Origin of the sequence: Microbulbifer donghaiensis, from assembly GCF_900129095.1 — a bacterium.
Lineage (GTDB): Bacteria > Pseudomonadota > Gammaproteobacteria > Pseudomonadales > Cellvibrionaceae > Microbulbifer > Microbulbifer donghaiensis.
Window position 1 is genome coordinate 847196 of sequence record NZ_FQVA01000001.1, and the last position, 24326, is coordinate 871521.

24 protein-coding genes are annotated in these 24326 nt (G+C 61.0%); 4 read left to right on the forward strand and 20 right to left on the reverse strand.

Annotated features, from left to right (window positions below; translation table 11 throughout):
* On the reverse strand, positions 1 to 2244 hold the full coding sequence (relA, locus tag BUC36_RS03550) for a GTP diphosphokinase (protein ID WP_073271496.1): 2244 nt from the start codon (positions 2242 to 2244) through the stop codon (positions 1 to 3).
* Between the two features lie 48 nt (positions 2245 to 2292).
* The gene (gene cysM / locus BUC36_RS03555) at positions 2293 to 3186 is read right to left on the reverse strand and encodes a cysteine synthase CysM (RefSeq protein WP_073271499.1); all 894 of its coding nucleotides are present in this window, start codon (positions 3184 to 3186) and stop codon (positions 2293 to 2295) included.
* 419 nt (positions 3187 to 3605) lie between these two features.
* Here cysM and BUC36_RS03560 point away from each other — a divergent pair, with 419 nt between their 5' ends.
* Positions 3606 to 6464 (forward strand): response regulator, encoded by a 2859-nt coding sequence (locus tag BUC36_RS03560; RefSeq protein ID WP_073271501.1) that lies wholly within the window; start codon positions 3606 to 3608, stop codon positions 6462 to 6464.
* A gap of 56 nt (positions 6465 to 6520) precedes the next feature.
* Here the strand turns inward: BUC36_RS03560 and acpS are convergent, their stop codons facing one another.
* The 9 genes from acpS to BUC36_RS03605 all read right to left on the reverse strand — a co-directional run bounded on the left by acpS (position 6521) and on the right by BUC36_RS03605 (position 14395).
* Complete coding sequence (gene acpS / locus BUC36_RS03565; RefSeq protein ID WP_073271503.1) at positions 6521 to 6904, reverse strand: holo-ACP synthase; 384 nt, start codon at positions 6902 to 6904, stop codon at positions 6521 to 6523.
* The gene (recO, locus tag BUC36_RS03570; protein ID WP_073271505.1) at positions 6894 to 7652 is read right to left on the reverse strand and encodes a DNA repair protein RecO; all 759 of its coding nucleotides are present in this window, start codon (positions 7650 to 7652) and stop codon (positions 6894 to 6896) included. The genes acpS and recO overlap by 11 nt, the downstream gene beginning before the upstream one ends.
* Before the next feature lie 6 nt (positions 7653 to 7658).
* A complete protein-coding gene (locus BUC36_RS03575) occupies positions 7659 to 8054 on the reverse strand; it encodes a GFA family protein (protein ID WP_073271508.1) in 396 nt (131 codons plus the stop codon).
* 16 nt (positions 8055 to 8070) lie between these two features.
* A complete protein-coding gene (era, locus tag BUC36_RS03580) occupies positions 8071 to 8970 on the reverse strand; it encodes a GTPase Era (protein ID WP_073271510.1) in 900 nt (299 codons plus the stop codon).
* A 94-nt stretch (positions 8971 to 9064) separates the two neighbouring features.
* Positions 9065 to 9745 (reverse strand): ribonuclease III, encoded by a 681-nt coding sequence (rnc, locus tag BUC36_RS03585; RefSeq protein ID WP_073271512.1) that lies wholly within the window; start codon positions 9743 to 9745, stop codon positions 9065 to 9067.
* A complete protein-coding gene (locus tag BUC36_RS03590) occupies positions 9738 to 10178 on the reverse strand; it encodes a DUF4845 domain-containing protein (RefSeq protein WP_073274520.1) in 441 nt (146 codons plus the stop codon). Before BUC36_RS03590 ends, rnc begins: the two co-directional genes overlap by 8 nt.
* A gap of 49 nt (positions 10179 to 10227) precedes the next feature.
* On the reverse strand, positions 10228 to 10995 hold the full coding sequence (gene lepB / locus BUC36_RS03595; protein ID WP_073271514.1) for a signal peptidase I: 768 nt from the start codon (positions 10993 to 10995) through the stop codon (positions 10228 to 10230).
* A 50-nt stretch (positions 10996 to 11045) separates the two neighbouring features.
* Positions 11046 to 12851 carry a translation elongation factor 4 gene (gene lepA, locus BUC36_RS03600; protein WP_073271517.1) on the reverse strand — a complete coding sequence of 602 codons (1806 nt, stop codon included), beginning with the start codon at positions 12849 to 12851 and terminating at the stop codon, positions 11046 to 11048.
* Positions 12852 to 12997: 146 nt separating this feature from the next.
* A complete protein-coding gene (locus BUC36_RS03605) occupies positions 12998 to 14395 on the reverse strand; it encodes a Do family serine endopeptidase (RefSeq protein WP_073271518.1) in 1398 nt (465 codons plus the stop codon).
* Positions 14396 to 14569: 174 nt separating this feature from the next.
* Here BUC36_RS03605 and mpaA point away from each other — a divergent pair, with 174 nt between their 5' ends.
* Entirely contained in the window at positions 14570 to 15274 is a 705-nt protein-coding gene (gene mpaA, locus BUC36_RS03610; RefSeq protein ID WP_073271520.1) for a murein tripeptide amidase MpaA, read from the forward strand.
* On the opposite strand, the gene ycjG is transcribed toward mpaA, so the two are convergent.
* From ycjG to rpoE, 5 genes are all read right to left on the reverse strand, one after another.
* A complete protein-coding gene (gene ycjG, locus BUC36_RS03615) occupies positions 15262 to 16209 on the reverse strand; it encodes an L-Ala-D/L-Glu epimerase (RefSeq protein ID WP_073271521.1) in 948 nt (315 codons plus the stop codon). The genes mpaA and ycjG overlap by 13 nt on opposite strands.
* Before the next feature lie 38 nt (positions 16210 to 16247).
* Positions 16248 to 16697 carry a SoxR reducing system RseC family protein gene (locus tag BUC36_RS03620; protein ID WP_073271523.1) on the reverse strand — a complete coding sequence of 150 codons (450 nt, stop codon included), beginning with the start codon at positions 16695 to 16697 and terminating at the stop codon, positions 16248 to 16250.
* A gap of 14 nt (positions 16698 to 16711) precedes the next feature.
* Positions 16712 to 17758 (reverse strand): MucB/RseB C-terminal domain-containing protein, encoded by a 1047-nt coding sequence (locus tag BUC36_RS03625; protein ID WP_073271532.1) that lies wholly within the window; start codon positions 17756 to 17758, stop codon positions 16712 to 16714.
* Between the two features lies 1 nt (position 17759).
* On the reverse strand, positions 17760 to 18467 hold the full coding sequence (locus tag BUC36_RS03630) for a sigma-E factor negative regulatory protein (protein ID WP_073271534.1): 708 nt from the start codon (positions 18465 to 18467) through the stop codon (positions 17760 to 17762).
* A gap of 119 nt (positions 18468 to 18586) precedes the next feature.
* The gene (gene rpoE, locus BUC36_RS03635; protein ID WP_073271538.1) at positions 18587 to 19201 is read right to left on the reverse strand and encodes an RNA polymerase sigma factor RpoE; all 615 of its coding nucleotides are present in this window, start codon (positions 19199 to 19201) and stop codon (positions 18587 to 18589) included.
* Positions 19202 to 19381: 180 nt separating this feature from the next.
* On the opposite strand from rpoE, the gene nadB reads away from it, so the two are divergent.
* A complete protein-coding gene (gene nadB, locus BUC36_RS03640; protein WP_073271541.1) occupies positions 19382 to 21013 on the forward strand; it encodes an L-aspartate oxidase in 1632 nt (543 codons plus the stop codon).
* Positions 21014 to 21046: 33 nt separating this feature from the next.
* On the opposite strand, the gene BUC36_RS03645 is transcribed toward nadB, so the two are convergent.
* Positions 21047 to 21499 carry a protein YgfX gene (locus BUC36_RS03645; RefSeq protein WP_143186870.1) on the reverse strand — a complete coding sequence of 151 codons (453 nt, stop codon included), beginning with the start codon at positions 21497 to 21499 and terminating at the stop codon, positions 21047 to 21049.
* The gene (locus tag BUC36_RS03650) at positions 21474 to 21719 is read right to left on the reverse strand and encodes an FAD assembly factor SdhE (RefSeq protein WP_073274522.1); all 246 of its coding nucleotides are present in this window, start codon (positions 21717 to 21719) and stop codon (positions 21474 to 21476) included. The genes BUC36_RS03645 and BUC36_RS03650 overlap by 26 nt, the downstream gene beginning before the upstream one ends.
* 160 nt (positions 21720 to 21879) lie before the next feature.
* Here BUC36_RS03650 and ygfZ point away from each other — a divergent pair, with 160 nt between their 5' ends.
* Positions 21880 to 22923 carry a CAF17-like 4Fe-4S cluster assembly/insertion protein YgfZ gene (gene ygfZ, locus BUC36_RS03655; RefSeq protein ID WP_084535566.1) on the forward strand — a complete coding sequence of 348 codons (1044 nt, stop codon included), beginning with the start codon at positions 21880 to 21882 and terminating at the stop codon, positions 22921 to 22923.
* Between the two features lie 56 nt (positions 22924 to 22979).
* Here ygfZ and ung read toward each other — a convergent pair whose 3' ends face one another.
* Positions 22980 to 23702, reverse strand: a complete 723-nt coding sequence (gene ung / locus BUC36_RS03660; protein WP_073271547.1) for a uracil-DNA glycosylase — start codon at positions 23700 to 23702, stop codon at positions 22980 to 22982.
* 20 nt (positions 23703 to 23722) lie between these two features.
* The gene (locus tag BUC36_RS03665) at positions 23723 to 24313 is read right to left on the reverse strand and encodes a uracil-DNA glycosylase family protein (protein ID WP_327049681.1); all 591 of its coding nucleotides are present in this window, start codon (positions 24311 to 24313) and stop codon (positions 23723 to 23725) included.
* Between the last annotated feature and the right edge of the window lie 13 nt (positions 24314 to 24326).

Genomic DNA, 24326 nt, shown 5'->3' on the forward strand with positions numbered 1-24326 from the left:
TCAGTGCAGTATGCGCCGCTTGGCCGAGGCCACATTCGGCAACTGATTGATACGGTGCAACACCCGACTCAGCTCTTCGAAATTATGGATTTCGGCGGTCAGCACCATATCCACCGTGTGCTTGTGTTTGTTGGAGCGGGTCTGCATCGCGGTAATATTGATGCGCTGGCTGTCGAGCATCGTAGTGATGTCCCGCAGCAGGCCATGGCGGTCATAGGCCTCGATCATGATTTCCACCGCGTAGAGTTCCTTGGGTTTCTCGGCCCACTCCACCTGTAGCACCCGATCGAATTCCTCCGCCTGCATACGCAGCATATTGGCGCAGTCCTTGCGGTGGATGGATACACCGCGGCCGAGCGTGATGTAGCCCATGATGTCATCGCCGGGTACAGGGTTACAGCAGCGGGCAATATGGGTCATCAGGTTGCCAACGCCATCGATGTACACATCGGCCTTGCCTTCGCCGCGCGCTACCGGTGCAGTCAGTGAGGGTACCGGCTCCACCCGATCTACTTTCACCATCCGCTGGGCAGCGTTCAACACCTGGCCCACGCCGATATCGCCCGCACCCACCGCCGCATAGAGGTCGTCCAGGGAATGCATATTCAGCTTGGCGGCAAGCTTGCTGAAATCGAAGTCGCTCAGCGCCAGCTGTTTGAATTCACCGTCGAGGATAGTGCGGCCATCGGCCACGTTCTGGTCGCGGGCTTGCTGCTTGAACCAGTGAATGATTTTGGCGCGGGCGCGGGACGTGGTGATATAGCCCATACCGGCCGAGAGCCAGTCGCGACTGGGTGCCTCGCGCTTGCCGGTGAGGATTTCCACCTGGTTGGCCGTTTGCAATTCGTGGTTCAGCGGCACTATGCGCCCGTCCACCTTGGCACCGCGGCAGCGGTGGCCGATCTCCGTGTGGATCTTGTAGGCGAAGTCCAGCGGCGTCGCGCCGCGGGGCAGATCGACCACATGGCCGTCCGGGGTAAAGACATAGATACGGGTATCGACATCACTGGACTGCAGGTCGTCCTCCAGCGGATTGCCGCCCACCTCCTCGTGCCAGTCGAGTACCTGGCGCAGCCAGGAGATCTTCTGTTCGTAGCCGTCCTTGCCCTCGGATTTTTGGTCGGTACCCTTGTAGCGCCAGTGGGCGCAGACCCCGTATTCCGCTTCCTCGTGCATGGCGAAGGTGCGGATCTGCACTTCCAGCACCTTGCGCTCGGGGCCGATGACCGCGGTATGCAGGGAACGGTAGCCGTTCTCCTTTGGCGAGGCGATGTAATCGTCAAACTCGTTGGGGATGTTTCGCCACAAGTTGTGCACGATACCCAGCACGGCGTAACAGTCGCGTACCGTCGGTACTAGAATGCGCACCGCGCGAATGTCGTAAACCTGGGAAAAGCCAATATTCTTGCGGCGCATCTTGCGCCAGATACTGTAGATGTGTTTTGCGCGACCGAAGACATCGCCCTGGATATCTGCACGCTCCAGTTCGCTGCGCAGCAGCTCGAGCACTTCATCGATGTAGTTCTGCCGTGCCAGCCGCTTTTCGTCCAGCAGTTTCGCAATCTGCTTGTAGTCGTTCGGCTCCAGGTAGCGGAATGAAAGATCTTCCAGCTCCCACTTGATATGACCGATACCCAGGCGGTGTGCCAGGGGTGCATAGACGTCGGCCACTTCGCGCGCAACTTTCCTGCGCTTGGCCGGCTCGGCATTCTTGGCCGCACGAATGGCACAGGTGCGTTCGGCGAGCTTGATCAACGCCACGCGCACATCGTCCACCAGTGCCACCAGCATGCGGCGGATATTTTCCGAGTGTTCCTCAACCGCAATACTGCGGTTTTCACCGGTATCGGCGCTGCGGCTGCGAATCGCGGCCATACGCAAGACGCCCCGAATCAGCTTGGCAACGGTCTTGCCAAATTCTTCCTCGACAGTTTTCAGCGTCAGACGCTTTTCCCGTACCGCCCGGTACAACACCGCCGCGCACAACGCCTCAGCGTCTATCTGCAGATCGGCGAGGATTTCGGCCATTTCCAGGCCTGTGGCGAAACTGCTGGCACCCTCAGACCAGATATTCTCCGCGGCGATTGCGCGCTTTTCCGCGTCGGCACTGACCTCTGCAGCGCGCCGCAGGGTGACCAGTGCACCGCCGTCGAGTCCGGCCAGCGTCTGCACGTGGCGGAGCCAGGACTCGAGATCCAATTCGCCGTCGCCACCGACAGAGTGATGTTTTCTTACTTGAACCATTATTTTTTTTCGGCTCGGCGGAGCCCGTCGGCCCCGCTAACGCCTTACTTAGTTGTTATCGAACAGGCCTGAAGACAGATAGCGATCTCCCCGATCGCAAATAATCGCGACAATAGTCGCGTTCTCTAACTCCGCCGACAGGCGCAAGGCACCGGCCACGGCGCCTCCGGAAGAGACACCGCAGAAAATCCCTTCTTCCCGCGCGAGGCGGCGGGTCATATCCTCGGCCTCACGCTGGTCCATATCTATCACTCGATCCACCTCCTCGGGGACGAAGATCTTCGGCAGATAGGCTTCCGGCCAGCGGCGAATACCGGGGATACTGGATCCCTCGGTGGGCTGCAGGCCGACGATCTGGATCTCCGGATTCTGCAGCTTCAGGTAACGGCCGCAACCCATAATGGTACCGGTGGTCCCCATCGAAGACACAAAATGGGTGATCCGACCGCCGGTCTGGTGCCAGATCTCCGGCCCGGTACCCTCAAAATGCGCACGCGGATTATCGTCATTGGCGAACTGGTTCAGGACCAGCCCCCGGCCATCTGCTTGCATTTGCAGTGCCAGGTCCCGCGCTCCCTCCATACCCTCTTCGGCGCTGACGAGGATCAACTCGGCACCGTAGGCAGTCATGGCCGCTTTGCGCTCGTCGGTGGCACTTTCCGGCATGATCAGAATCATGCGGTAGCCCTTGATCGCAGCCGCCATGGCCAGGGCAATACCGGTATTGCCACTGGTGGCTTCGATCAGGGTATCACCGGGCGCGATCTGGCCGCGAGCTTCGGCGCGGCTGATCATCGACAGGGCCGGACGGTCCTTGACCGAACCAGCCGGATTGTTCCCCTCCAGCTTGAGCAGAATCGTGTTACTTGTCTCGCCCTGCAGGCGCTGCAACCGTACCAGCGGCGTATTGCCGACACAGTCGGCAATTGTGGGGTATTCCATAGACCATCCAAATCCAGACCAAAAGCGGTGCGCCATTCTACCTTCCCAGTCACCACCTGCGAACCTTGGTCATATACCGGTTAGTTAGGGCCTGTTAACACTAAGTTCGATAGCCGCGTTGTCGCCCCAATAGGGGCCAGGCAAGGCGCGAGGAGCGTGGTTTAGCAGGCTAAATGAGCGACGAGCAACGCGGCATGGCCCCTTTTGGGGCCCAACCCGAAGGGACGGGGCCGTTTTCCCGCAAGCCTGCGTTGCAGCTCGCTTATGTGGAATGACCACACGGCGCTCACTGCGCCTTGTCTTGCGAAAAAACGGCCTCCGTCGCGGCCATCGAACTTAGTGTTAACAGGCCCTAGTGCGATATTCTGCCAAGGGGAGTAGAATCGGACAAAAATAGTCCAATCAAACATTGCATCGCCATGGCCGCATCCAAGCTCCCGCATCCGGCACAGGATTCGCCGCCCCGCCTCCGCTCGCTGCGCGCGATTCTCTTTCGCTTTACCCTTGCGCCCGCCCTGGTGCTGGCACTGATTCTCGGCGTTGTCTTTACCCTTCAGCAAATGCACGACCGCCGCCAGCTACTGCTGAGCCACGGCCGCGCCAGCGCGGAGCAGCTGGCTGAACTGATCGATCTGAGCGGCGGCCAGCCCACGGAGCTGCGGATGGAGTGGCTGCACCGCAGCCTGCTGACCCTGATGCTGGAAAAGGACATGGTGCGCTCGGTACAGATCTACTCTACCGAGGCGAGTGCGAATTCCCCTCTCGACCCGAAAACCGGGCTGCGATTACTGGACAGCGTTGGGCCGCGCCCGAAGACCTTCATCAGCCGCGAGCTGCTGCAAGGCAATGAGCCTTTTGTGTTTGAGCGGGACAATAGCCTGCAGATACTGCAACCGCTGAAAGCCGACGTCACCACCTGCTGGATCGGCATCGAGCTGCACCGCCCCTACTTTCTCGTCGGCACTTACCAGGTCGTATTGATCGGCCTGGTCGGGCTGATCATCTGCTCCCTCGCGGCGCTGATCTGGTCGGTATTTGTATCCGAGCGTTTTGCCCACAGTCTCACCAGACTCGGGCACACCCTCGAGGCCATTGGCCGCGGCCAGTTCAACAGACGGGCAGAAGCAACCGACACCCGCGAACTCGCCACACTGGCGGAACAGATCAACGAGATGTCGGAGAACCTCTCGATATATCAACGGGAGTACAAATCGAACCTGCTCCAGTCAATGGAGGACCTGCGCCAGTCACTGGACAGCATGGAAGAGCAAAATATCGAACTGGACCTGGCGCGCAAGAAAGCCCTGGAAACAAGCAGGATCAAATCCACCTTCCTCGCCAACACCAGCCACGAAATTCGCACACCGCTGAACGGCATTATCGGTTTCACCAACCTGCTGCTGAAAACCGATATCGATGAGCTGCAACAGGACTACCTGCAAACCATTCTGCGGTCGTCCGAGAATTTGCTCACCACCATCAACGATATCCTGGACTTCTCCCGTATCGAATCCGGCAACCTGGTGCTCGATCACATCCCGATGAACCTCGGCCAATTACTCGAGGAAACCCTGCAGATACTGGCGCCCTTCGCCTATGAACAGCGGCTTGAACTGGTGCCGCTGATCGACGCCCAGCTGCCCAGCGCCCTGGTCGGTGATCCCCTGCGAATCAAGCAGATTCTGACCAACCTGGTGGGCAACGCAGTGCGCAGCTCCGAAGACGGCAATATTCCCGTGCGCATGAGTGTACAGAGCAGCAAAGATGCGGAACTGATGATCCGCATCAGCGTCACCGACCTGGGAAACCGCATGGACGAGCTGAGCCGGCGGGAATTGCACCAGATACTGGTGAGCAACACGCAGCAGCACAACCAGCAAATCAGCAACAACGGCCTGGGGCTGGCCATTGCCCGCAGCCTGGTCGAGCGAATGCGTGGCAGCATCGGTATCGACGAGGCAGCCGGCGGCGGCAATACCTTCTGGGTGCTTCTGCCGCTACAGCTGGAACGCAACCGCTCCTTGCCGGTACGCGATCAGTTCCCGGGCTGCCGCCTGTTGCTCGCCGACCCGAATCGCATGACACGGATGCAGGTGGCGCAACTGCTCAAACTCTGGCAGGTGGAACCGATTGAGCTTGCCGATGCCGACACTTTGCAGCCGGCTATCGAACAAATGTGGCGCCACGATGCGCTGCCCGATGCGGTCATCATCGACACAGCCATCGCCCGGGGCGACTTCGACACCTTTATCGGTACCGTGCAGTCCCTCGTGGACACCTATCAGTGTCGGGTGATCATACAGGGCTCTCCGGTGGAACTGCGTCGCTGCTACGAGCAATTGCGCACTCGCGTTCTGACTTTTCTCCCGAAACCGGTCACCCGCGACAACCTGTTGCGCGCGCTCAAGCGAGCCGCGCCACATCAGACCCAGCAGCGCCCCAGCGGCATCCACCCGGCCCTGCCATGGCCCGCGGTTCCGCGGGTGCTGGCCGTCGATGACCACGAAGCCAATCGACTTCTGGTCAGTGAACTGCTGCGCGCCCAGGGCGTCGAGGCAACCATTGCCGCCAGTGGCGAGGAGGCCCTGGAGCTGTGGCAGCGGGCCAGGGAACAGGGACAGGGCTTCGACCTGATATTTATGGACATCCAGATGCCCGGTATGGATGGAATCGAAGCGACAAAACACATTCGCGAACGGGAAAGCGGCCGGCGCATTCCGATCATTGCATTGACGGCACACGCCGGCGCCGAGGAAAAGGCGCGATTGCTCTCCGCCGGGCTCGACGACTACCTCAGTAAACCGGTCAGCGAGGCTCAACTCTCGCACATGATCAAACGCTGGATGAAAATACTGGCACCGACGCTGCCCGATCAGCAAAGTTTCGAACGCCTGCGCCTGGTGGATATCGGCGAGAGCCTCAATCTCAGCAATGACGATGCCCGCCTCGCACGGGATATGATGCAGATGCTCATCAAGGGACTGATTTCCGACGAACAGGAGTTGAGCCGTCTGCGCAGTACCGGCGACCACAAGGGCATGTTTGAGCTGGCACACCGAATGCACGGTGGCTGCTGTTATTGCGGGGTCCCCCGGCTGCGTGAAGCGACCTCCCGATTGCAGGAAGAGCTGCGCCCACTGCAGAGTCACGATTCGGCAGACATTAACCGACGGAGTGTCGAGGCGGTGCTACAGGAAATTCGCGCGCTGCGGGAATGGGCATCAGAACAGGACCTGGATGCACTGTTCGGACTCGAGACGGCTGAGAAAGAAGCCTGAGCCCGAACGGGCAAACCAGTCCGCCATTATTGCCGAGCCGTCGAACTGAGCCTCGCTCAGCCCTCAAAAATCACGAATGCCAGGGCGAAGTCTTTTTCGTCCGACAGGCTCAGGTGAATCCGCGCCACGCCCATCGCGTCGGCGCGCGCCTTTGCCTCTCCGGACAAAATCACCTGTGGTGCCTCGCCCTTGCGGCGCCGCACCTCGATATGCTGCCAGGATATCCCCCGACCAATACCCGTACCCAGGGCCTTGCCGAGCGCCTCCTTGGCGGCAAAACGCTTGCACAGGTAGGCAGCGCGGTTGGGAATTGCCAGTTCCGCAAACGCGTATCGCTCCCCGACGGAAAGCACCCGTTCGACAAAGCGGTCGCCGAAGCGGCGCCAGGCGGCCTCTATGCGCGTGTAACTGCAGATATCCGTGCCGATACTAACGATCATTGTTGCGGTAAACCTGTCGAAAAAGTTCGCGGCTCTGTAGTGGGCGATCGCCCAGCAGCGGGGCTAAAAGTAGCCGGGTAAGTCTCTTGGCCGGAGACAACAAGGCCGCGGGAAATTCCTCGCCCCCCAAAGCCTGTTCCAGCCCCAGCAGGTCGGCGCCAGAAAACTCACTCGGGGCCACCCTGTCATCGCCGCCGCGAAAAACAGGCACAAAGCCGGTTTCACTCTCCAGCCGGTAAGTCGCTCCGGCAGTCACCGGCCCCTGACTGTGGGCACAGTAATTCAACTGGGGGCAGCCACCCAGCTCCTGCAGCAACTGCAACTCAAATCGCCGCAGCGGGGCCTCCAGCTGTTCTGCACTGCTGCCGTCCAGCAGTGCCAGCTTCTGCAGTAAAGTCTGATAGCAGGCGAACAACTCATATTGAGCCTCCCCTGCAGCCAGCAGGCGCACCAGTAGTTCATTGGCATAGAGGCCGGCGTACACGGCCCGGCCCTTCAGCCAGTTTGCACCGCCTGCGCTCTCCACCGGGCCCAGGGTTTTCAACTCGCCGCGCCCGAGCAGGGACACCAGCAGTGGCGCAAAGGGTTGCAGCGACTGCTGGCGCCGTTGCTTGTCCCGCCGCGCGCCGCGCGCGACACAGCCGACCCTGCCAAACTCGGGGGTCAGCAGTTCCAATATCAGACTGGAGTCGCTATAGGGGCGCGAGTGCAGGATGTAGGCGGGCTGTAAGGGTTGCTGTGGCGCCATGGCTTGTCAGGACAGGTGCTCGATATTGTCCGGCAGCGCCACCCAGGAATGTTGGTGTTCCTCATAGATGGAGACCGGCGGCGCGGGGAAATACGGATCGGCAAAGGCACCCACAGGTACGCCGATCAGCTCCGGTTCCGAATCCAGCTGCAGGTACACCGTGGCACCACAGCGGGGACAGAAGTGAAAGCGAATACTGTTGCCACTGTCCGCCGTGCGGACGTACTCACAGCTCTTACCTTCCACGACCACTCGCTCCGCAGGGAACCTCGCCTGTACACCGAAAACACTGCCGGTGCGCCGCTGACACGCCAGGCAGTGGCATACCGAGATTCGCACCGGTTCACCACTGGCGACCAGCGCAAGTTGTCCGCAGCTGCACTCAGCTTTCCTGGCGATCATGGATTGGCCCAGTGAATTATTCGTCCCGGTAGCCGAGACTGCGCAGAGCGCGCTCGTCATCGGACCAGCCTGACTTCACCTTGACCCACAGGTTGAGCATGACTTTGCTGTCGAACAAGCGCTCCATATCCTCACGCGCCTGGCTGCCGATCTGCTTGATGCGCTCGCCCTTGTTGCCGATGATGATGCGCTTCTGCCCGGAGCGCTCCACCAGAATTGCGGCACTGATATGCAATATGGGACCGTCCTGGTTGAATTCCTCCACCTCGACAGTAACCTGATAGGGCACCTCGGCCCCCAGCTGGCGCATGATTTTTTCGCGCACGATTTCCGCCGCGAGAAAGCGCGAACTGCGGTCGGTAATCTGATCTTCGGGGAAAAAGTGCTGCCCCTCCGGCAGGTGCTGCAGAATCACATTTTCCAGCGTGTCGAGATTGATACCCCGCAGTGCGGAAATAGGAATGACTTCGGCCCGTGGATGGCTGTCGGCCAGTGCCTGTAACTGCGGCAACAGGTCGCCCTTGTCCTCCAGCTGATCCACCTTGTTCACGGCAATGATCAGCGGGCATTTGATCCCCCGCAGCTTATCTGCCACCAGCTGATCACCCTCGGTCCAGCGGGTGCGCTCTACCACGAACACAACCACATCCACGTCGCGAGCGGCACTGGCCGCCGCGCGATTCATGTAGCGGTTGATGGCCTTCTCCTGATTCGAGTGCAGACCCGGAGTATCGACAAAGATGATCTGGTTTGGCCCCTCGGTCTTGATACCGAGCATGTTGTGCCGAGTCGTCTGCGGCTTGCGCGAGGTAATCGCCAGTTTCTGCCCCAGCAGGTGATTCAGCAGTGTCGACTTACCCACATTGGGACGGCCGACGATGGCGACATAACCACAGCGGGAGGGTTGGTCGTTCAATCAATTTCTCCGAAAAGTTGTGCGGGGATCCGCCAAACGCGGCAGGCCTGTCTCGGCTCGATTTCGCGTTTGGACAACCCTGAAAATAATAGCGTCATCCCTGCCCGGTCAGGCGATTGTACGCCTCGGTGGCGGCGGCTTTTTCAGCGTTGCGGCGACTGCTGGCCTCGCCCCGCACCGGCTGCGCCAGACCGCTGACCCGGCACTCGACCACAAACTGTTGGGCGTGCTCGGCACCGGCGATTTCCACCACCTTGTACTCCGGCAGCGGCTTCTGGCGCGCCTGCAGCCATTCCTGCAGGCGGGTCTTGGGATCCTTGGCAGTCTCCAGGGACAGGTTTTGCAGGCGAGAGGCGAACCAGGCCAGTACTCGCTCGCGGGCGGCTTCCAGACCGGCATCGAGGTAAATAGCGCCGATCAGCGCTTCCACCGCGTCGGCGAGAATCGAGGCGCGACGGAAGCCACCGCTCTTCATTTCACCTTCGCCGAGACGCAGGCAGTCGCCGATTTCCATCTCCCGCGCCAGTTTCGCCAGGGTTTCGCCACTGACCAGCTGCGCGCGCAGGCGGCTCAACTGCCCTTCCCGGCCCTCGGGAAACTTTTCGAACAAGGCGGCGCCGATGGTGAAGCCGAGGATTGAATCTCCGAGAAATTCCAACCGCTCGTTATTGCGGCTGCCATGGGAGCGGTGAGTTAGCGCCAGTTCCAGCAGGTCCCGGCGCTCAAAGCGGTGGCCGAGGCGCTGGCACAGGCGCTCGAGAAGAAGATCAGTCACGTTTGCGGTATTGCTCCAGATCTACCAGCGGTTCACAGCAGAGCTCCGGCTTGGCGGTATTGAGCTGCTTGTTAAACTTCATCACGACATCGATGTTATGGATCAAGGGCTGGCGCAGCTCGTAGTCGATACTAACCAGCATGCCTTCGGCACCGCGAATGACCTGTACCGACTTGGTCGGTTCACCGCGGACATTGTTGAGCATGAAGTAGGTTTGCAGATCCCGAACTATCTCGCCGCGATTCATATCCCGGATATTGCCTTTTTCAGCCAGATCCTTCAGGCCATTTTCGACGTGCATGGCGTCCACGTATCCCGGCGCTAATTTAGACGCAAACAGAATAATCAAAGCGAAACCGGAGATATAAAAAATAAGGCTCCAGTAACTCATGCCCCGCTGACCGCGCAGAGAAGAACGGATATTCCCACTCATTGAATCACCCTCGATCATTATTGCTGTAATTTATTCGATCGTAACGCGTTTACTGGATTGTGCCTACACGGCTGAAACTCGGCAAACTGAGCAGCTTGTCCCAGTGCATCCAGATAGCGAAAGCCTTGCCCACCACATCGCGCTCCGGCACAAAGCCCCAGGCGCGGCTGTCCAGGCTGTTATCACGGTTGTCGCCCATCATAAAGTAATGCCCCTCCGGTACCGTCGCACTGAAGTTACTGTAGCGACTGGGCATGATGTCCTTGGCCATCAGGTGGCGGCGACCGTATATCTCCTCCCACAGGACTTCTACCTGCGGATTGGCCGGCGGCAGTGCCTGGATCAGTTCCTGCGGCGCCCGCTCACCATTGATATACAGTACATTGTTCTTCATTTCGACCTTGTCGCCGGGAAGGCCAATGACCCGCTTGATGAAGTAGGTATCGTTCATATGCGGCGGGAAGAACACCATCACGTCGCCGCGCTGGGGCTCACCGACACCCACCACCTTGGTGCGGGACACAGGCAGGCGCAGACCGTAGGCATACTTGTTGACCAGGATAAAATCACCCACCTGCAATGTCGGCACCATAGACGCGGAGGGAATCTGGAAGGGCTCCACGATAAAGGAGCGCAGCACAAATACGATCGCCAGTACCGGAAAGAAGGACTTGGCATATTCCACCACGACCGGTTCTTCCGCCCGCTCCCCGGCTTGCGCCCGGCGCCGGCGCGCGAAAAACAGGCTGTCTACCAGCCAGATAACGCCGGTAATAATAACCAGCCAGAGCAGAATCAGGGGGAAATTAATATCCATTCACTATTCTCTATTGTTCCTTCAAACAAACAGCAGGGCGCGCCGGCGCCCTACTGGTCCACTTTCAATACGGCGAGGAAGGCTTCCTGCGGCACTTCCACGCGGCCAATCTGCTTCATGCGGCGCTTGCCCGCCTTTTGTTTTTCCAGCAGCTTTTTCTTACGCGTCACATCGCCACCATAACATTTGGCGGTGACGTTTTTGCGCAGAGCCTTGACCGTAGTACGCGCAACCACTTGCCCGCCAATGGCCGCCTGAATCGCCACGTCAAACATCTGCCGTGGAATCAATTCTTTCATTTTCTCTGCCATGGCGCGGCCCTTGTGCTGCGCGTTGTCGCGGTGCACGATCAGGGCCAGGGCGTCGACGCGATCGCCATTGATCAGAATATCCAGGCGCACCAGCCTTGCCGGCTCGAAACGCACGAATCCGTAATCCAGTGAGGCGAACCCGCGGCTCACCGACTTGAGGCGATCGAAGAAGTCCATCACCACCTCACTCATGGGCAGTTCATAGCGCAGGGAGACCTGGCTGCCCACATACTGCATGTCCTTCTGGATACCGCGCTTCTCTACACAGAGGGTAATAACATTGCCCAGGTATTCCTGCGGTACCAGAATATTGACCTCCGCGATGGGCTCGCGCATCTCCTCGATGGAACCGATATCCGGCAGTCGCGAGGGGTTGTCCACCAGCGTCACCGAGCCATCGCTCTGCGCAACCTCATAGACTACGGTCGGCGCAGTGGTGATCAGGTCCAGATCGTATTCCCGCTCCAGGCGTTCCTGGATGATCTCCATATGGAGCATGCCGAGAAAACCGCAGCGGAAGCCGAAACCCAGAGCGTCGGAAGTCTCCGGCTCGTAGAACAGCGAGGCGTCGTTCAGTGACAGCTTCTCCAGCGCATCGCGGAAGGCCTCGTAGTCATCAGAACTGACCGGGAACAGACCCGCGTACACCTGCGGTTTCACTTTCTGGAAGCCCGGCAGCATGGATACTTCCTCGGCACCCTTGGCGTGGGTCAGGGTATCACCCACCGGCGCACCGTGAATATCCTTGATGCCTGCCACCACGAAGCCCACTTCACCGGCTCGCAGCACGCCGGTCTCCTTGCGCTTCGGCGTGAAAATACCGACGCTGTCGACCACGTGGGCGCGGGCGATGGATTTGGTCACGATCTTGTCTTTGGTTTTCAGCGTACCCTGAACCACGCGCACCAGCGACACCACCCCCAGGTAACTGTCGAACCAGGAGTCAATGATCAATGCCTGCAGCGGCGCCTCCACGTCGCCCTGCGGCGGCGGTACCAGACGCACCAGGTCTTCCAGCACGTCCTCCACACCGAGGCCGGACTTGGCACTGCAGCGGGTCGCATCGGTGGCGTCGATTCCGATAATGTCCTCGATTTCCTCGGCCACCTTGTCCGGATCCGCCTGCGGCAGGTCCATCTTGTTCAGCACCGGGATAACCTCGAGTCCCTGTTCGATCGCCGTGTAGCAATTGGCAACTGACTGGGCCTCGACGCCCTGCGCGGCGTCAACCACCAGCAGCGCACCCTCACAGGCGGCCAGCGAGCGGGACACCTCGTAGGAGAAGTCCACGTGACCGGGCGTATCAATAAAGTTCAGCTGATAGGTCTTGCCATCGCGCGCGGTGTAGTCGAGCGTCACGCTCTGCGCCTTGATGGTGATACCGCGCTCCCGCTCCAGGTCCATGCTGTCCAGAACCTGCTCGGCCATTTCGCGATCGGACAAGCCACCGCAGACCTGAATAAAGCGGTCCGCCAGAGTGGATTTGCCGTGGTCGATATGGGCAATAATGGAGAAATTGCGGATATGGGAGAGATCTGTGGCCACTGCGGAATAAAAATCCTTGGAAAATCAAAATGTTAGCCGGCAGCGGTGCCGGCTGTGTGGCGCAAGTCTATCAGAACTCGTGTGCGGTGGTGAGTGGTTGGTGTCGAGAGGCCTCACGGCCTCGGTCACCAGCCACTCACTACCGCTTAATCGTCGATTTGAATGGTGCGGAAGGTGGGCTGACCGGAGCGGAAGAACCGGATCGGCAACAACTCGTCGGACGGCAGGCCCTTCAGTACCCTATCGTAGTCCTTCATGTTCGCCACCTCGTCAAAACCGAGCTGCGCAATAATGTCGCCGCTGCGCAATCCCGCCTTGGCACCGGCCTTGCCCGGCGTTACCTGCTTGACCAGCACTCCGCTATCCACGTTCCAGCGCTGCTTGAGGGCCTCGGGAATCTCGCTGACTACCAATCCCAGGCGCCCGCCAACGTCCGTAGAAGGCTTGACTGACACCTGCTGCTCGCCATCATCCAGCCCGGGCAGTGCACCCACCTTGACCTGAAGGCGCTTGGAATTCCCTTTGCGCATCAGCTCCACGGTCACTTCGCTGCCCGGACGGGTCTGGCCAACCACGTGCGGCAGGTCGCCGTGCGTCATGATCTTCTGGCCATCGAAGCGGGTGATGATGTCACCGGCCATGATACCGGCCTCGGCCGCCGGCGCGCCGGCCTCAACCTGTGCCACCAGAGCACCAACCGGCTTGCCCAGACCCATGGCCTCGGCCAGATTGCGGTCGACATCCTGAATGCCAACGCCAAGCCAGCCACGATCGACACGCCCCTTGTCCTTTAGCTGCGCCACCACATCGCGGGCCAGGCTGGCGGGAATCGCAAAGGAGAGACCGATGGAGCCACCGCTGCGCGTGTAGATCTGCGAGTTGATACCGACCACTTCACCTTCAAGGTTGAACAGCGGGCCACCCGAATTACCGGGGTTGATAGCAACGTCAGTCTGGATGAACGGCACGTAGTTCTCGCGGCTTTCGTTGGGGATGCTGCGACCCATGGCGCTGACGATACCGGCGCTGGCGGAGTAGTCGAGACCGAAGGGCGAACCAATGGCGACCACCCATTCACCGACCTTTAACGCCTCCGAGTCACCCCAGCGGATAAACGGCAGATCCTTGACGTCGATCTTGATCAGTGCCAGATCGGAGCGAAGGTCCGTGCCAATGACTTTGGCCTCGAACTCCCGGCGATCGGTCAGTGTGACCGTGACCTCGTCGGCACCGTCTACCACGTGGTTATTGGTGACTATGTAGCCGTCAGCGGAAATGATGAAGCCGGATCCCATGCTCGCCACCGGGCGTTGCTGGCGGCGCCGCGGTTCGAGCAGGTGGCGGAAGATATCCGGAATGTCCTGCTGGTATTGCGGCGGCACACCGCCTTGCGCCACGTCATTGCGATCCACGGTATTGATTTTTACTACCGCGGGGGAATTTTGCTCGATCAGGTCGGTGAGTTCCGGCAGCCCGCGGGCGTAGGCCGAACCTGCAATCAGCAGGCTGAGTATCAAGAAATACTGCGTACAGCGTTTAACCATCGGTTTGTTACCCTTAATGATCCCTTCTAATATGAAATCAGTTGGTCATTGAATCCCCAAATTGGGTCACTCGCGATAAATGCGGGCAGTTCGGGGGACATTCAAGCTACTACTTAGTGGCAATCTGGCCACGAAAGTTCTCCCATATTATGTAAAACAGTGTAAAGGACCCCTATGTCCACACTGCGCCCGCGCGTAGAGCGCGGTCACTTCTGCCACCCACGGTTACAGTACGGCCAATCCGAACTGGGCGCACCACTGTTTTACTTTCCCGCCCAGAGCGGCACCAATCCGGGCATTGTCATGGCGGGCACCCACGGCGACGAGGTCGCAGCAGTAGTGGCACTGTCCTGCGCACTGCGTGCACTGCCCCCGGAGCGGCTGCGCCACCATGTGATACTCGCGGTCAATCCCGACGGCTGCCAGCTGGGAATCAGGGCCAACGCCCGCGGCGTGGATCTGAACCGCAATTTTGCCACCGCGAACTGGGACGGCAGTGGCAGCGTCTACCGCTGGAACAGCGCCGCGGAAGAGCGCGATGTGCGCCTGAGCACCGGCAGTGAGGGCGGCTCGGAAGCGGAAACTCACGCACTCTGCCAGCTGATCGGCGAACTGCAGCCGGCCTGGGCAGTGTCGATTCACGAACCCCTCGCCTGCGTCGAAGACCCGGACAACAGCCCGCTGGGGCAGTGGCTAGGTAAAGGGCTGAATTTGCCGCTGGTAACCGATGTCGGCTACCTGACGCCGGGGTCCTTCGGTACTTGGTGTGCCGAGCGCAAGCTGCCGTGCATCACTGTGGAGTTTCCACCGGTCTCGGCCGACCACGCCAGTGAGGACTATCTGCAGGCGCTGATCGAGCTGCTCACCTACGACCAGTAGACCCGCCCGTCTGCAAAGCGCAGTGGCGGCTCCACATCTTTCGCCAGCCAGGTGGGGCCGTCGAGATCCAGGAATCTGACTTTTTCTCCCAGTGGCCAGGCCGCACGGATTGCCCGGGAGGTACACAGCATGCAGCCGAGCATCAGCTCGAACCCCTGCGCCTTGGCCTCGTCGGCCAGCGCCAGCGCTTCCGTGATTCCACCAGTCTTGTCCAGCTTGATATTCAACATCTCGTAGCGATTGCGCAGGCGCGGCAGATCCTCGCGGGTGTGACAGCTTTCGTCGGCGCAGATAGGCAGCGGGTGGGCGAATGTTTCCAGGAAGGCGTCATCGCTCGCCGGTAATGGCTGCTCCAGCATCGCCACGCCCTGCGCGCTCAATTGGCGGCAGCGCTCCTGCAGCGTCTCGGCAGGCCATGCCTCGTTGGCATCGATCACCAGCTGGGCAGCGGGTGCGGCAGAGCGAACGGCCGCGACCCGCTCCAGCACCTGGCGATCGTCGAGCTTTAGCTTGAGCACTGTTACGCCCCCCGCTACCGCCTGGCGGGCGGCGTCGGCCATCGCCTCCGGCGTATCGATTACCAGCGTCTGTACCGTCGGCAGGGATTGCGGTCCGGCGAATTTCACACCGGCGCGTCTCGCCTCCCAATCGGCCAGGGCGCAATCCAGCGCATTGCGGGCCGCTCCCGCGAACAGGCGGGATTGCAGCTGTTCCCGGGTGAGCCCTTGGGCCACCTCACATAGCAGCGGCTGCAGTTGCTGCAGCACGGACTCCACGCTCTCGCCGTAGCGCGGATAGGGAGTGCATTCACCGACGCCCGTCACCCCGTCGGCGGTGACTTCCACTACTACTACCTGCGCCTCGGTGCGCGCGCCACGGGAAATGACGAAGGCGGTGCGCAGGGGCCAGCTTTCGGCATAGCAGCGCGCCTGCATTGAAGCTCTCCTACAGGTTTCGGAGATATCAGTTTAGGTTAGCGTGGGATACTGGGCTCAATGCGCAGCAACAAGGGGGTGTAGGAGGGATTGGCGACGTGGCGGCGACTGAACCAGCGCACAAACAATGCGCCCGCAATCAGGCCAGCCAGGGCACCGACTATGGCCCCGGTTTCACCTGCCAGCCGGTCGCCGGCCAGCGCTGCCAGCACGAGGGAAACCAGTGGCAGCAGATAGACCAGCAGCGCGCTGCTGGCGAGGGCGTTCTCGGCAATGCCGATGACCGCGGTATCATTGAGGGAAATATTGTCGGGATCCCAGCTATTCAGGGCGACGCGTATCCGCGTAGCGCCGGACAGGTAGTCACCCAATAGGCCGGTGCCACAGCCGGATTTGGCAGAGCAGCCGTGACAGCCGCTGCGCTGAATTGTCTCGACCCAGATAGCACCCTGCTCTATCGCCACTACCCGGCCGCGCTCTTCCACCACGGCGATAACCTCGCTCAGCCGTCCACGGTCACGGCGCTGGCGACGCGCTGCGCAGTGGCATCGGGAATCTCACCAACCACCGTCACGGTGTAGTTGACCCCATCCACTTCGAGGCGATCCATATAGGCGACGGTTGCGCCGCGAATTGCGCGGCCCCGGTAGTCCAGTTCGGGACCGAGCCGCTGCACGAATACGGTAAACACACTGAGACCATCGCTGAACACCAGCATGTCGCCGTCGGAAAGCGGCTTGGCCGACACCGGCTTGAAGCCGTCCGGCAGCCAGCTGACCTGCCAGCGACTCTGTGAGGTGTTGCAGGGGTTATTGTTGTCGATGCGGCGTGCATCTGCGGACTGCGGCTGCAGCTCACTGTCCTGCACCGGGGACAAGTCCAGTTGCACGAACTGATAGCGCTCGAGAACCCGCCCCTGTGCGCCCACCAGCATCGTCTTCAACGGCAAGCCGGTCTCCCGGTCCAGGTTTACTACCAAACCGAGGCGATGATTGTCCCGCGGGCGCGCTTCGATCACGACGGTGTCGCGATCGGCGATCCGCTCCTCGCCGCGCAAAATAAACAGGTAGGCGCGCTGCACATCCTGCTGTCCGGCGCGGCTCCACAGCCCCACGCGGGCCATGGGGCCGGAAGTGCGCTCGCAATTCTTGCTGTTGCCGTGACTGATCAGTTCACGGGGGGCACCGCTCAGGTAGCGCACGCGCTCCACCTGTTCACCCTCACGCACCGCGTGCACAACCTGCAGCGTTTCCAGCATGCCGGCGTGTTCGAAGGTAACCAGGCCGCGGTAATCGAGCTCACTCACCGCCTGGGCCAACTTGCCCAGCCACTGCTCTACTTCAGCGGTGGCGTTTGGAAGAATCTGGTCCTGGGGGGCAACGCCCTGGGGAATAGCCGCCTCGGGAGTCACGTTCTCGGGAGCGACAACCTCACTGCTGCCGCTCTGTGCGTAGACGGCCGGCGCCAGCAGAAACAAAGCCAACAGAAGACTGTTGGCTTTGCGAATCCCGCGGCGCTCCTGGCCTCGACGGTTACCGACCTGCTGCACGCTACATTCCAACCTGTTCACCGTAAGTGGCGCGGGCGAAAGGCACCATGCCCTGGCTGCCGACATGGGCGGCCTGCTCAGAATGCTGGATCATCACCCGGTTGAGGTGGCGCATCAGTTCAGGCGTAGGCATCTGCTGTATAACCGCCTGACCGGACATTCCGGGCTGGGAATTGGGCACCAGGCGGGTGGAAGCGGTGCTTACCGAACGCGTTGAAGGTGCGGGAACATAGAAACCGGTAGGTTGCGGCGAAGACTGCACCACCTGCTGCACTGGGCGCTCGACCTCGGCCACCATCTCGCCACTGGCCTGGACACCCCGATCCACGCTGGACAGCTGCAACTGCTGCACGCCGAAAATCGCGGCGAAGGCCACAGTAGCCGCCACAGCACCTCTGGACAGGGGTCGCCACCAGCGGCTGTTGGCCGCGCCATCTGCCGCCTCTGCGCCACCGCCACCGGACTGATTCAGGGGTTCTTCCCGCTCGATAGCCGCGGAAATACGCGCTGCCAGGCCGCTGTCCACCGGGGCCACCTGTTCACGGCGCATTGCGCTCGCCGCCAGCTGGTAGCGCGACCAGCGCGCACTGACTTCTTCCGAGGCCGCGCCGGCTTTCAGCAAACGCTGCAGTTCCAGCTCGCTGGCCTCGCCGTCCATCAACGCAGACAGCGATTCATTCAGACGATCCTGATGATTCCCGTGTGACATACGGGTCAACCCTCTCTGTGCAATCATTTTTTGGTGCCCGCGGGCACCGCTTGTGGTTATTTCTTATGACCCGGGATCCGGCGGATTGTTTCACCACCGGCAAAAAAATTTCCCGGATCTCAGCCGCGGTCGCCGAGCGTCTCCGGCTCCCCCGCCATCACCGCCTGCACCGTGCGGTCAATGGCCTCACGGGCGCGGAAGATACGCGAACGCACGGTACCCACCGGACAGCCCATGACCTCGGCGATCTCTTCGTAGCTGAGCCCTTCCAACTCGCGCAGGGTCACCGCTGAACGCAGGTCCTCCGGCAGCGCGCGAATGGCTTCGTGAACAGCCGTCTCCAGCTGGTCGCGAAAAAGCTGGTTTTCCGGGGTCTCGTTATCCCGCAGCAGGTCGGCGCCGGAATAGAATTCGGCGTCGTCCAGATCCACGTCCGAGGACGGCGGGCGGCGGCTGCGGGAAACCAGGTGGTTCTTGGCGGTATTGATGGCGATGCGGTACATCCACGTATAGAAAGCACTTTCGCCGCGGAAGTTGGCCAGCGCTCGATAGGCCTTGATAAAGGCCTCCTGGGTCACGTCCTGCACCTCACTGTGGTCCTTGATAAAGCGACTGACCACCGCGACTATCTTGTGCTGGTACTTCAACACCAGCAGGTCAAAGGCGCGCTTGTCGCCTTTCTGCACCCGCTCAACCAGCTGGCGGTCACTTGGTGACGCCTGTTGCGCTGTCATCCCCTACTCCCCTTACTCCCAAAACCAGCAGTCGCGCCGCGGGCGCCACTCCTGTCATCGGAGCGGCTGTCGGCGCTGGCGGTTATTCTGTTGTGTTCAAGACACTGGCAATAGGACATAAGTTCCGGGCTAAATCGACGTAATTCAAGGAGGCGTTATACTACGCACCCCTACACATAAATGAAATGTATGACTGCACAGGCCCCCTCAAACTCTAGACAGTACGACGTACTGGTGATCGGCAGCGGCGCCGCGGGCCTCACGCTGGCCCTGCACCTGGCGGCGCGCTATCGCGTGGCCCTGCTGTCGAAACAGCGACTGCAGGATGGCTCTACCTGGTTTGCCCAGGGCGGTATTGCCGCGGTACTCGATGAGATGGACTCGGCGGAGTCCCATATTGCTGACACATTAGACGCGGGCGCCGGCCTCTGCCACCCGGACGCAGTGCGCTTTACCGTGGAAAACAGCACCGCCGCCATCCAGTGGCTGATCGATCAGGGCGTGGACTTCACCCGCGAGCGGGGCGGGTACCACCTGACCAAGGAGGGCGGACACAGTCACCGCCGTATCATTCACAGTGCCGATGCCACCGGCCGTGCCGTGCACAGCACCCTGATCGACAAAGTGCGCGCGGCAGACAATATCGACTGCTTCGAACACCACGTCGCCCTCGACCTGATTCGCCAGCCCGATCCCAGCAAGGGGCGTTTCCGCTGCGCCGGGGCCTACATCTACAACAAGAAGACCGAGGAAGTGGAACTCTTCCAGGCCAAGGCCGCGGTGCTCGCCACCGGCGGCGCCAGCAAGGCCTACCTGTACACCAGCAACCCGGACGGGGCCAGCGGTGACGGTATCGCCATGGCGTGGCGCGCCGGCTGCCGGGTGGCCAACATGGAATTCAACCAATTCCACCCGACCTGTCTCTACCATCCCAAGGCCAAGGCCTCACTGGTTACCGAGGCACTGCGCGGCGAAGGCGCGCACCTGAAACTGCCGGATGGCAGTCGCTTTATGCACCGCTTCGACAAACGCGGCGAGCTGGCGCCGCGTGATATTGTCGCGCGCGCCATCGACCACGAGATGAAACGTCTCGGTGCCGATTGCCTGTACCTGGATATCTCCCACAAGGACCCGCAGTTCGTCCGCGAGCACTTCCCCACCGTCTACAGCAACTGCCTGCAATACGGTATCGATATCACCAGGGAACCCATTCCCGTGGTCCCCGCAGCGCACTATACCTGTGGCGGGGTAATGGTGGACCAGTTCGGCCGCACCGACCTGGACCAGCTGTATGCCATCGGCGAGACGACCTTCACCGGCCTGCACGGCGCCAATCGCCTGGCCAGCAATTCACTGCTGGAGTGCCTGGTCTTTGCCCGCTCTGCCGCGCTGCATCTCGACGAAACTCTCGACGGGGTGCAGCCGCCGCGCGCGGTACCCGCGTGGGATGCCTCCCGGGTCACCGACTCCGACGAGGATGTCGTGATCTCGCACAACTGGGACGAACTGCGCCGGTTTATGTGGGACTATGTAGGAATCGTGCGGACCCGCAAGCGCCTGCTGCGGGCCGAGCACCGCGTCCGGCTGCTGCAGCAGGAAATCCGCGAGTTCTATGCCAATTACAAGATCACCAGCGACCTGATCGAGCTGCGCAACCTGGCGCTGGTATCGCAACTGATCATCCGCTCGGCACTGGACCGAAGGGAGAGCCGCGGCCTGCACTACTCGCTCGATTACCCCGATCTGCGGGAACTGGCCATGGACACCATACTGGTGCCGGAAAACTTTGCCGACCAGCGGCAGTTCGTCTGATCCACAAGGCGCAGGTGATGCGCTCGCCCGCTGCTAACGCGAATAGCGCAACGCCACCTGCAGGCGGCGCCAGTCATCCCGACCCATTGAATCCCACGCCAGCACCAGGCGCAGTCGACGCCCGTGCAGATCGCAACCGTTGATCACGATCAGCCGCTGCCACAGAACCAGCTCGCCGCGGAATGCAAACTCCCGCGGTTCGCCGCCCGCTGGCTGCCAGAACCAGCGGCGCTCGCGGCTACTGAGGCGGCCCCGGATACGCCGCAGGCGCCGCCATTCGAAGCCCGCATAGAGCCATACCAACAGCGCGGCCGGCACCAACAGGTACAATGGCAGATGGCACCACCAGAGCAACGACAGCGCCTGCAAAACGACCAGAAAAAGAGGGGTGAAAAGGAAGCGGGACGGCGCCACGGCACAGTTCAGCCGGGCGCTGCGTGCGAAATACTGCGGGTAGGTGCTATTCCTGGAGGCCGGTATTGTCACGAATGATCTGCACTATACGCAGCAAATCAGGATCGGCGGGATCCTCACGGCGCAGGAACCAGGCAAACAGATCCTGATCCTGCTCATCCAGCAGCTTGATATAGCGTTGCTTGTCCGTCTCATCCAGAGTTTCATAGACGTTGTCGAGAAACGGCAGCAGCACCAGGTCCAGCTCCAGCATACCGCGGCGGCTGGCCCAAAACAGACGATTGCGATCCATACTTCTTACCCACTTGCCCAACACCGGCGGCTGGCCGGCGGCGGCACTGATGATGCCGCACTTGCTAAAGAGCGCGCAGTATACCCGCTGACCCGGCAAACTTGAAAAGGCCGCCGTCATCCCCAAATAATCCCCCCAAACAACCCGAGGTGGCAGGACTATGGATCAGCAGCAGTGGCAGGAATTTCTCACCGGTGAAGGCGCTATCTGGGAGGGGGACAGGGCCCATTTTCCAGAAACCCAAGCCGACCTGCACCTGATCGACCTGAGCCCCCTCGGTGCAATTTCGATCAGCGGCCCGGACAGCCAGAAATTCCTGCAGGGCCAGCTTACCTGTGACCTGGTCACCCTGCCCGACAATCACAGCACTCCCGGCGCCCACTGCAACCCCAAGGGCCGCATGATCAGTGCCTTCAGCGCACTCAAGCTATCAGACAGCGAGTTTGTTTTCCGGCTGCCCGGCGACCTCGCCACTATTGCCCGCGAGGCGCTGGCGAAATACGCGGTTTTCTTCAAGACAGAACTGAAGGATATCGGCGAAGCCGGTACCGGTGAGAAGCATCGCTGGCTGGGCCTGCAGGGCAAGGGCGCCGCGGGTCGCGCCGCCGAGCTGCTCGGATTGGAGCAGTTGAACCCCGGCGAGGTCCGCGCCTTCGACAGCAGCGGCGCAAGCGCTCTCGCTCAATGCCTGAATGACAACCAGATTGCGCTACTGGTGCCCGCCGCACACGCCAAAAATCTCTGGCAGCAACTGGGCAAGTCAGCCGAAGCCGCCAGCTACGACCGCTGGCAGCAACTGCAGATAGAAGCGGGCATGCCCCAGTTGCATGCGGCGACCAGCGAGCTGTTTATTCCGCAGATGACCAACCTGCACCTGCTGGGCGGTGTCAGCTTCAAGAAGGGCTGCTACACAGGGCAGGAAGTGGTCGCGCGCATGCAGTACCGCGGCGCCTCCAAGCGGCGCCTGTACCGCACCAGATGCACCGCGGGGGAAATCCCCGCGCCGGGACTGGAGGTCTACGCCGACGGCGAGCAGAGCATCGGCAACCTGGTGGAAGCCTGCCGCAGCGAGGATGGCATCGAGCTGTTGGCGGTACTGACGATTGCCAAGGTCGCCGCCGGAGAACAGTTGCGACTGGCGGATGGCCGCGTACTGGAACTGCAGGAACTGCCTTACGATGCGGATGCGGATCCGCTGGCATAACGCGTAGCGCGGGAAGCGGCCTCGCACCGCTGCCAATCGCACAAACTGACTGACGATCAGACTTCTACCGCAACCCGCTGCAGTTCAGAGGCCGCCGGCAATTCCCAGTTGATCGGCGGCTGGCCGTGCTGCTGCAGCCATTGATTCGCCTGGGAAAACGGACGGGTACCAAAGAAACCGCGATGCGCCGATAGAGGCGACGGGTGCGGTGCGCGCAATACCAGGTGGTTATTGCGATCGATAAAGGCGCCCTTCTTCTGCGCGTAACTGCCCCAGAGAATAAACACCAAACCCTCGCGCTGTTCCGCCAGCTTGTGGATCGCCGCATCGGTGAACTGCTCCCAGCCGCGCCCCTGGTGTGCCCCCGCCTTGCTGTCCTCTACCGTCAGTGTCGCATTCAGCAGCAGCACGCCCTGCTCCGCCCATGGCTGCAGGCAGCCGTGATGGGCCGGCGGAATGTCCAGGTCTGAGTGCAGTTCCTTGTAGATATTCTGCAGTGACGGCGGGATGCGCACGCCGGGCAGCACGGAGAAACACAGCCCGTGGGCCTGGCCCGCACCGTGGTATGGATCCTGACCGAGGATAACGACCTTGACCTTGTCGAAGGGGGTCGAGTTAAAGGCATTAAAAATCTGCCCACCAGGGGGGTAAATCCGCTTGCCGGCCTGCTTCTCCGCCTGCAGGAACCCGCGCAGTTCCGCCATATAGGGTTTATGGAATTCGTCGTTGAGGACCCGGTACCAGGAGGGATGGATTTTGATATTGTCAGGATTTTGCATTCGAAGTGTCCGGTAAGGTACTAGTCCTTGAGAATTTTCTTAACCTGCCGTCGCAACTCGGGCACCACCTCCTCCTCAAACCAGGGGCGCTGGCGCAGCCACAGGGTATTGCGCGGACTCGGATGGGGCAGCGGAAAATAGCCCGCCGGCAGCGCATCGCGAAAGTGGCGCACGTTCTCGGTAATGCTGCCGTACCAATGCGGCAGGTAGTGACGCTGGGCATATTGCCCCACCAGCAGAGTGAGCTGCAAATTTGGCAACAGCGCGAGAAGCCGCCGATGCCAGGTTTCCGCGCACTCCGGGCGCGGCGGCAGGTCGCCGCCCTTGCCGCGACCCGGATAACAGAACCCCATCGGTACGATCGCGATACGGGAATCGTCGTAAAAGGTTTCCCTGCCTACTTGTAACCAGTCCCGCAGACGATCGCCCGAAGGGTCATTCCAGGGAATACTGGTGGCGTGCACCCTGGTGCCCGGTGCCTGTCCGATAATCAGCAGGCGGGCGGACTCAGAGGCGCGCAAAACCGGGTTTGGCCCCAGAGGCAGGTGCGCCTCACAGAGTCGGCAGGATCGTATTTCTTCCAGCAGAGTTGGCAGTCGGTCGGCAGTCAAAGTCAATCTCTAT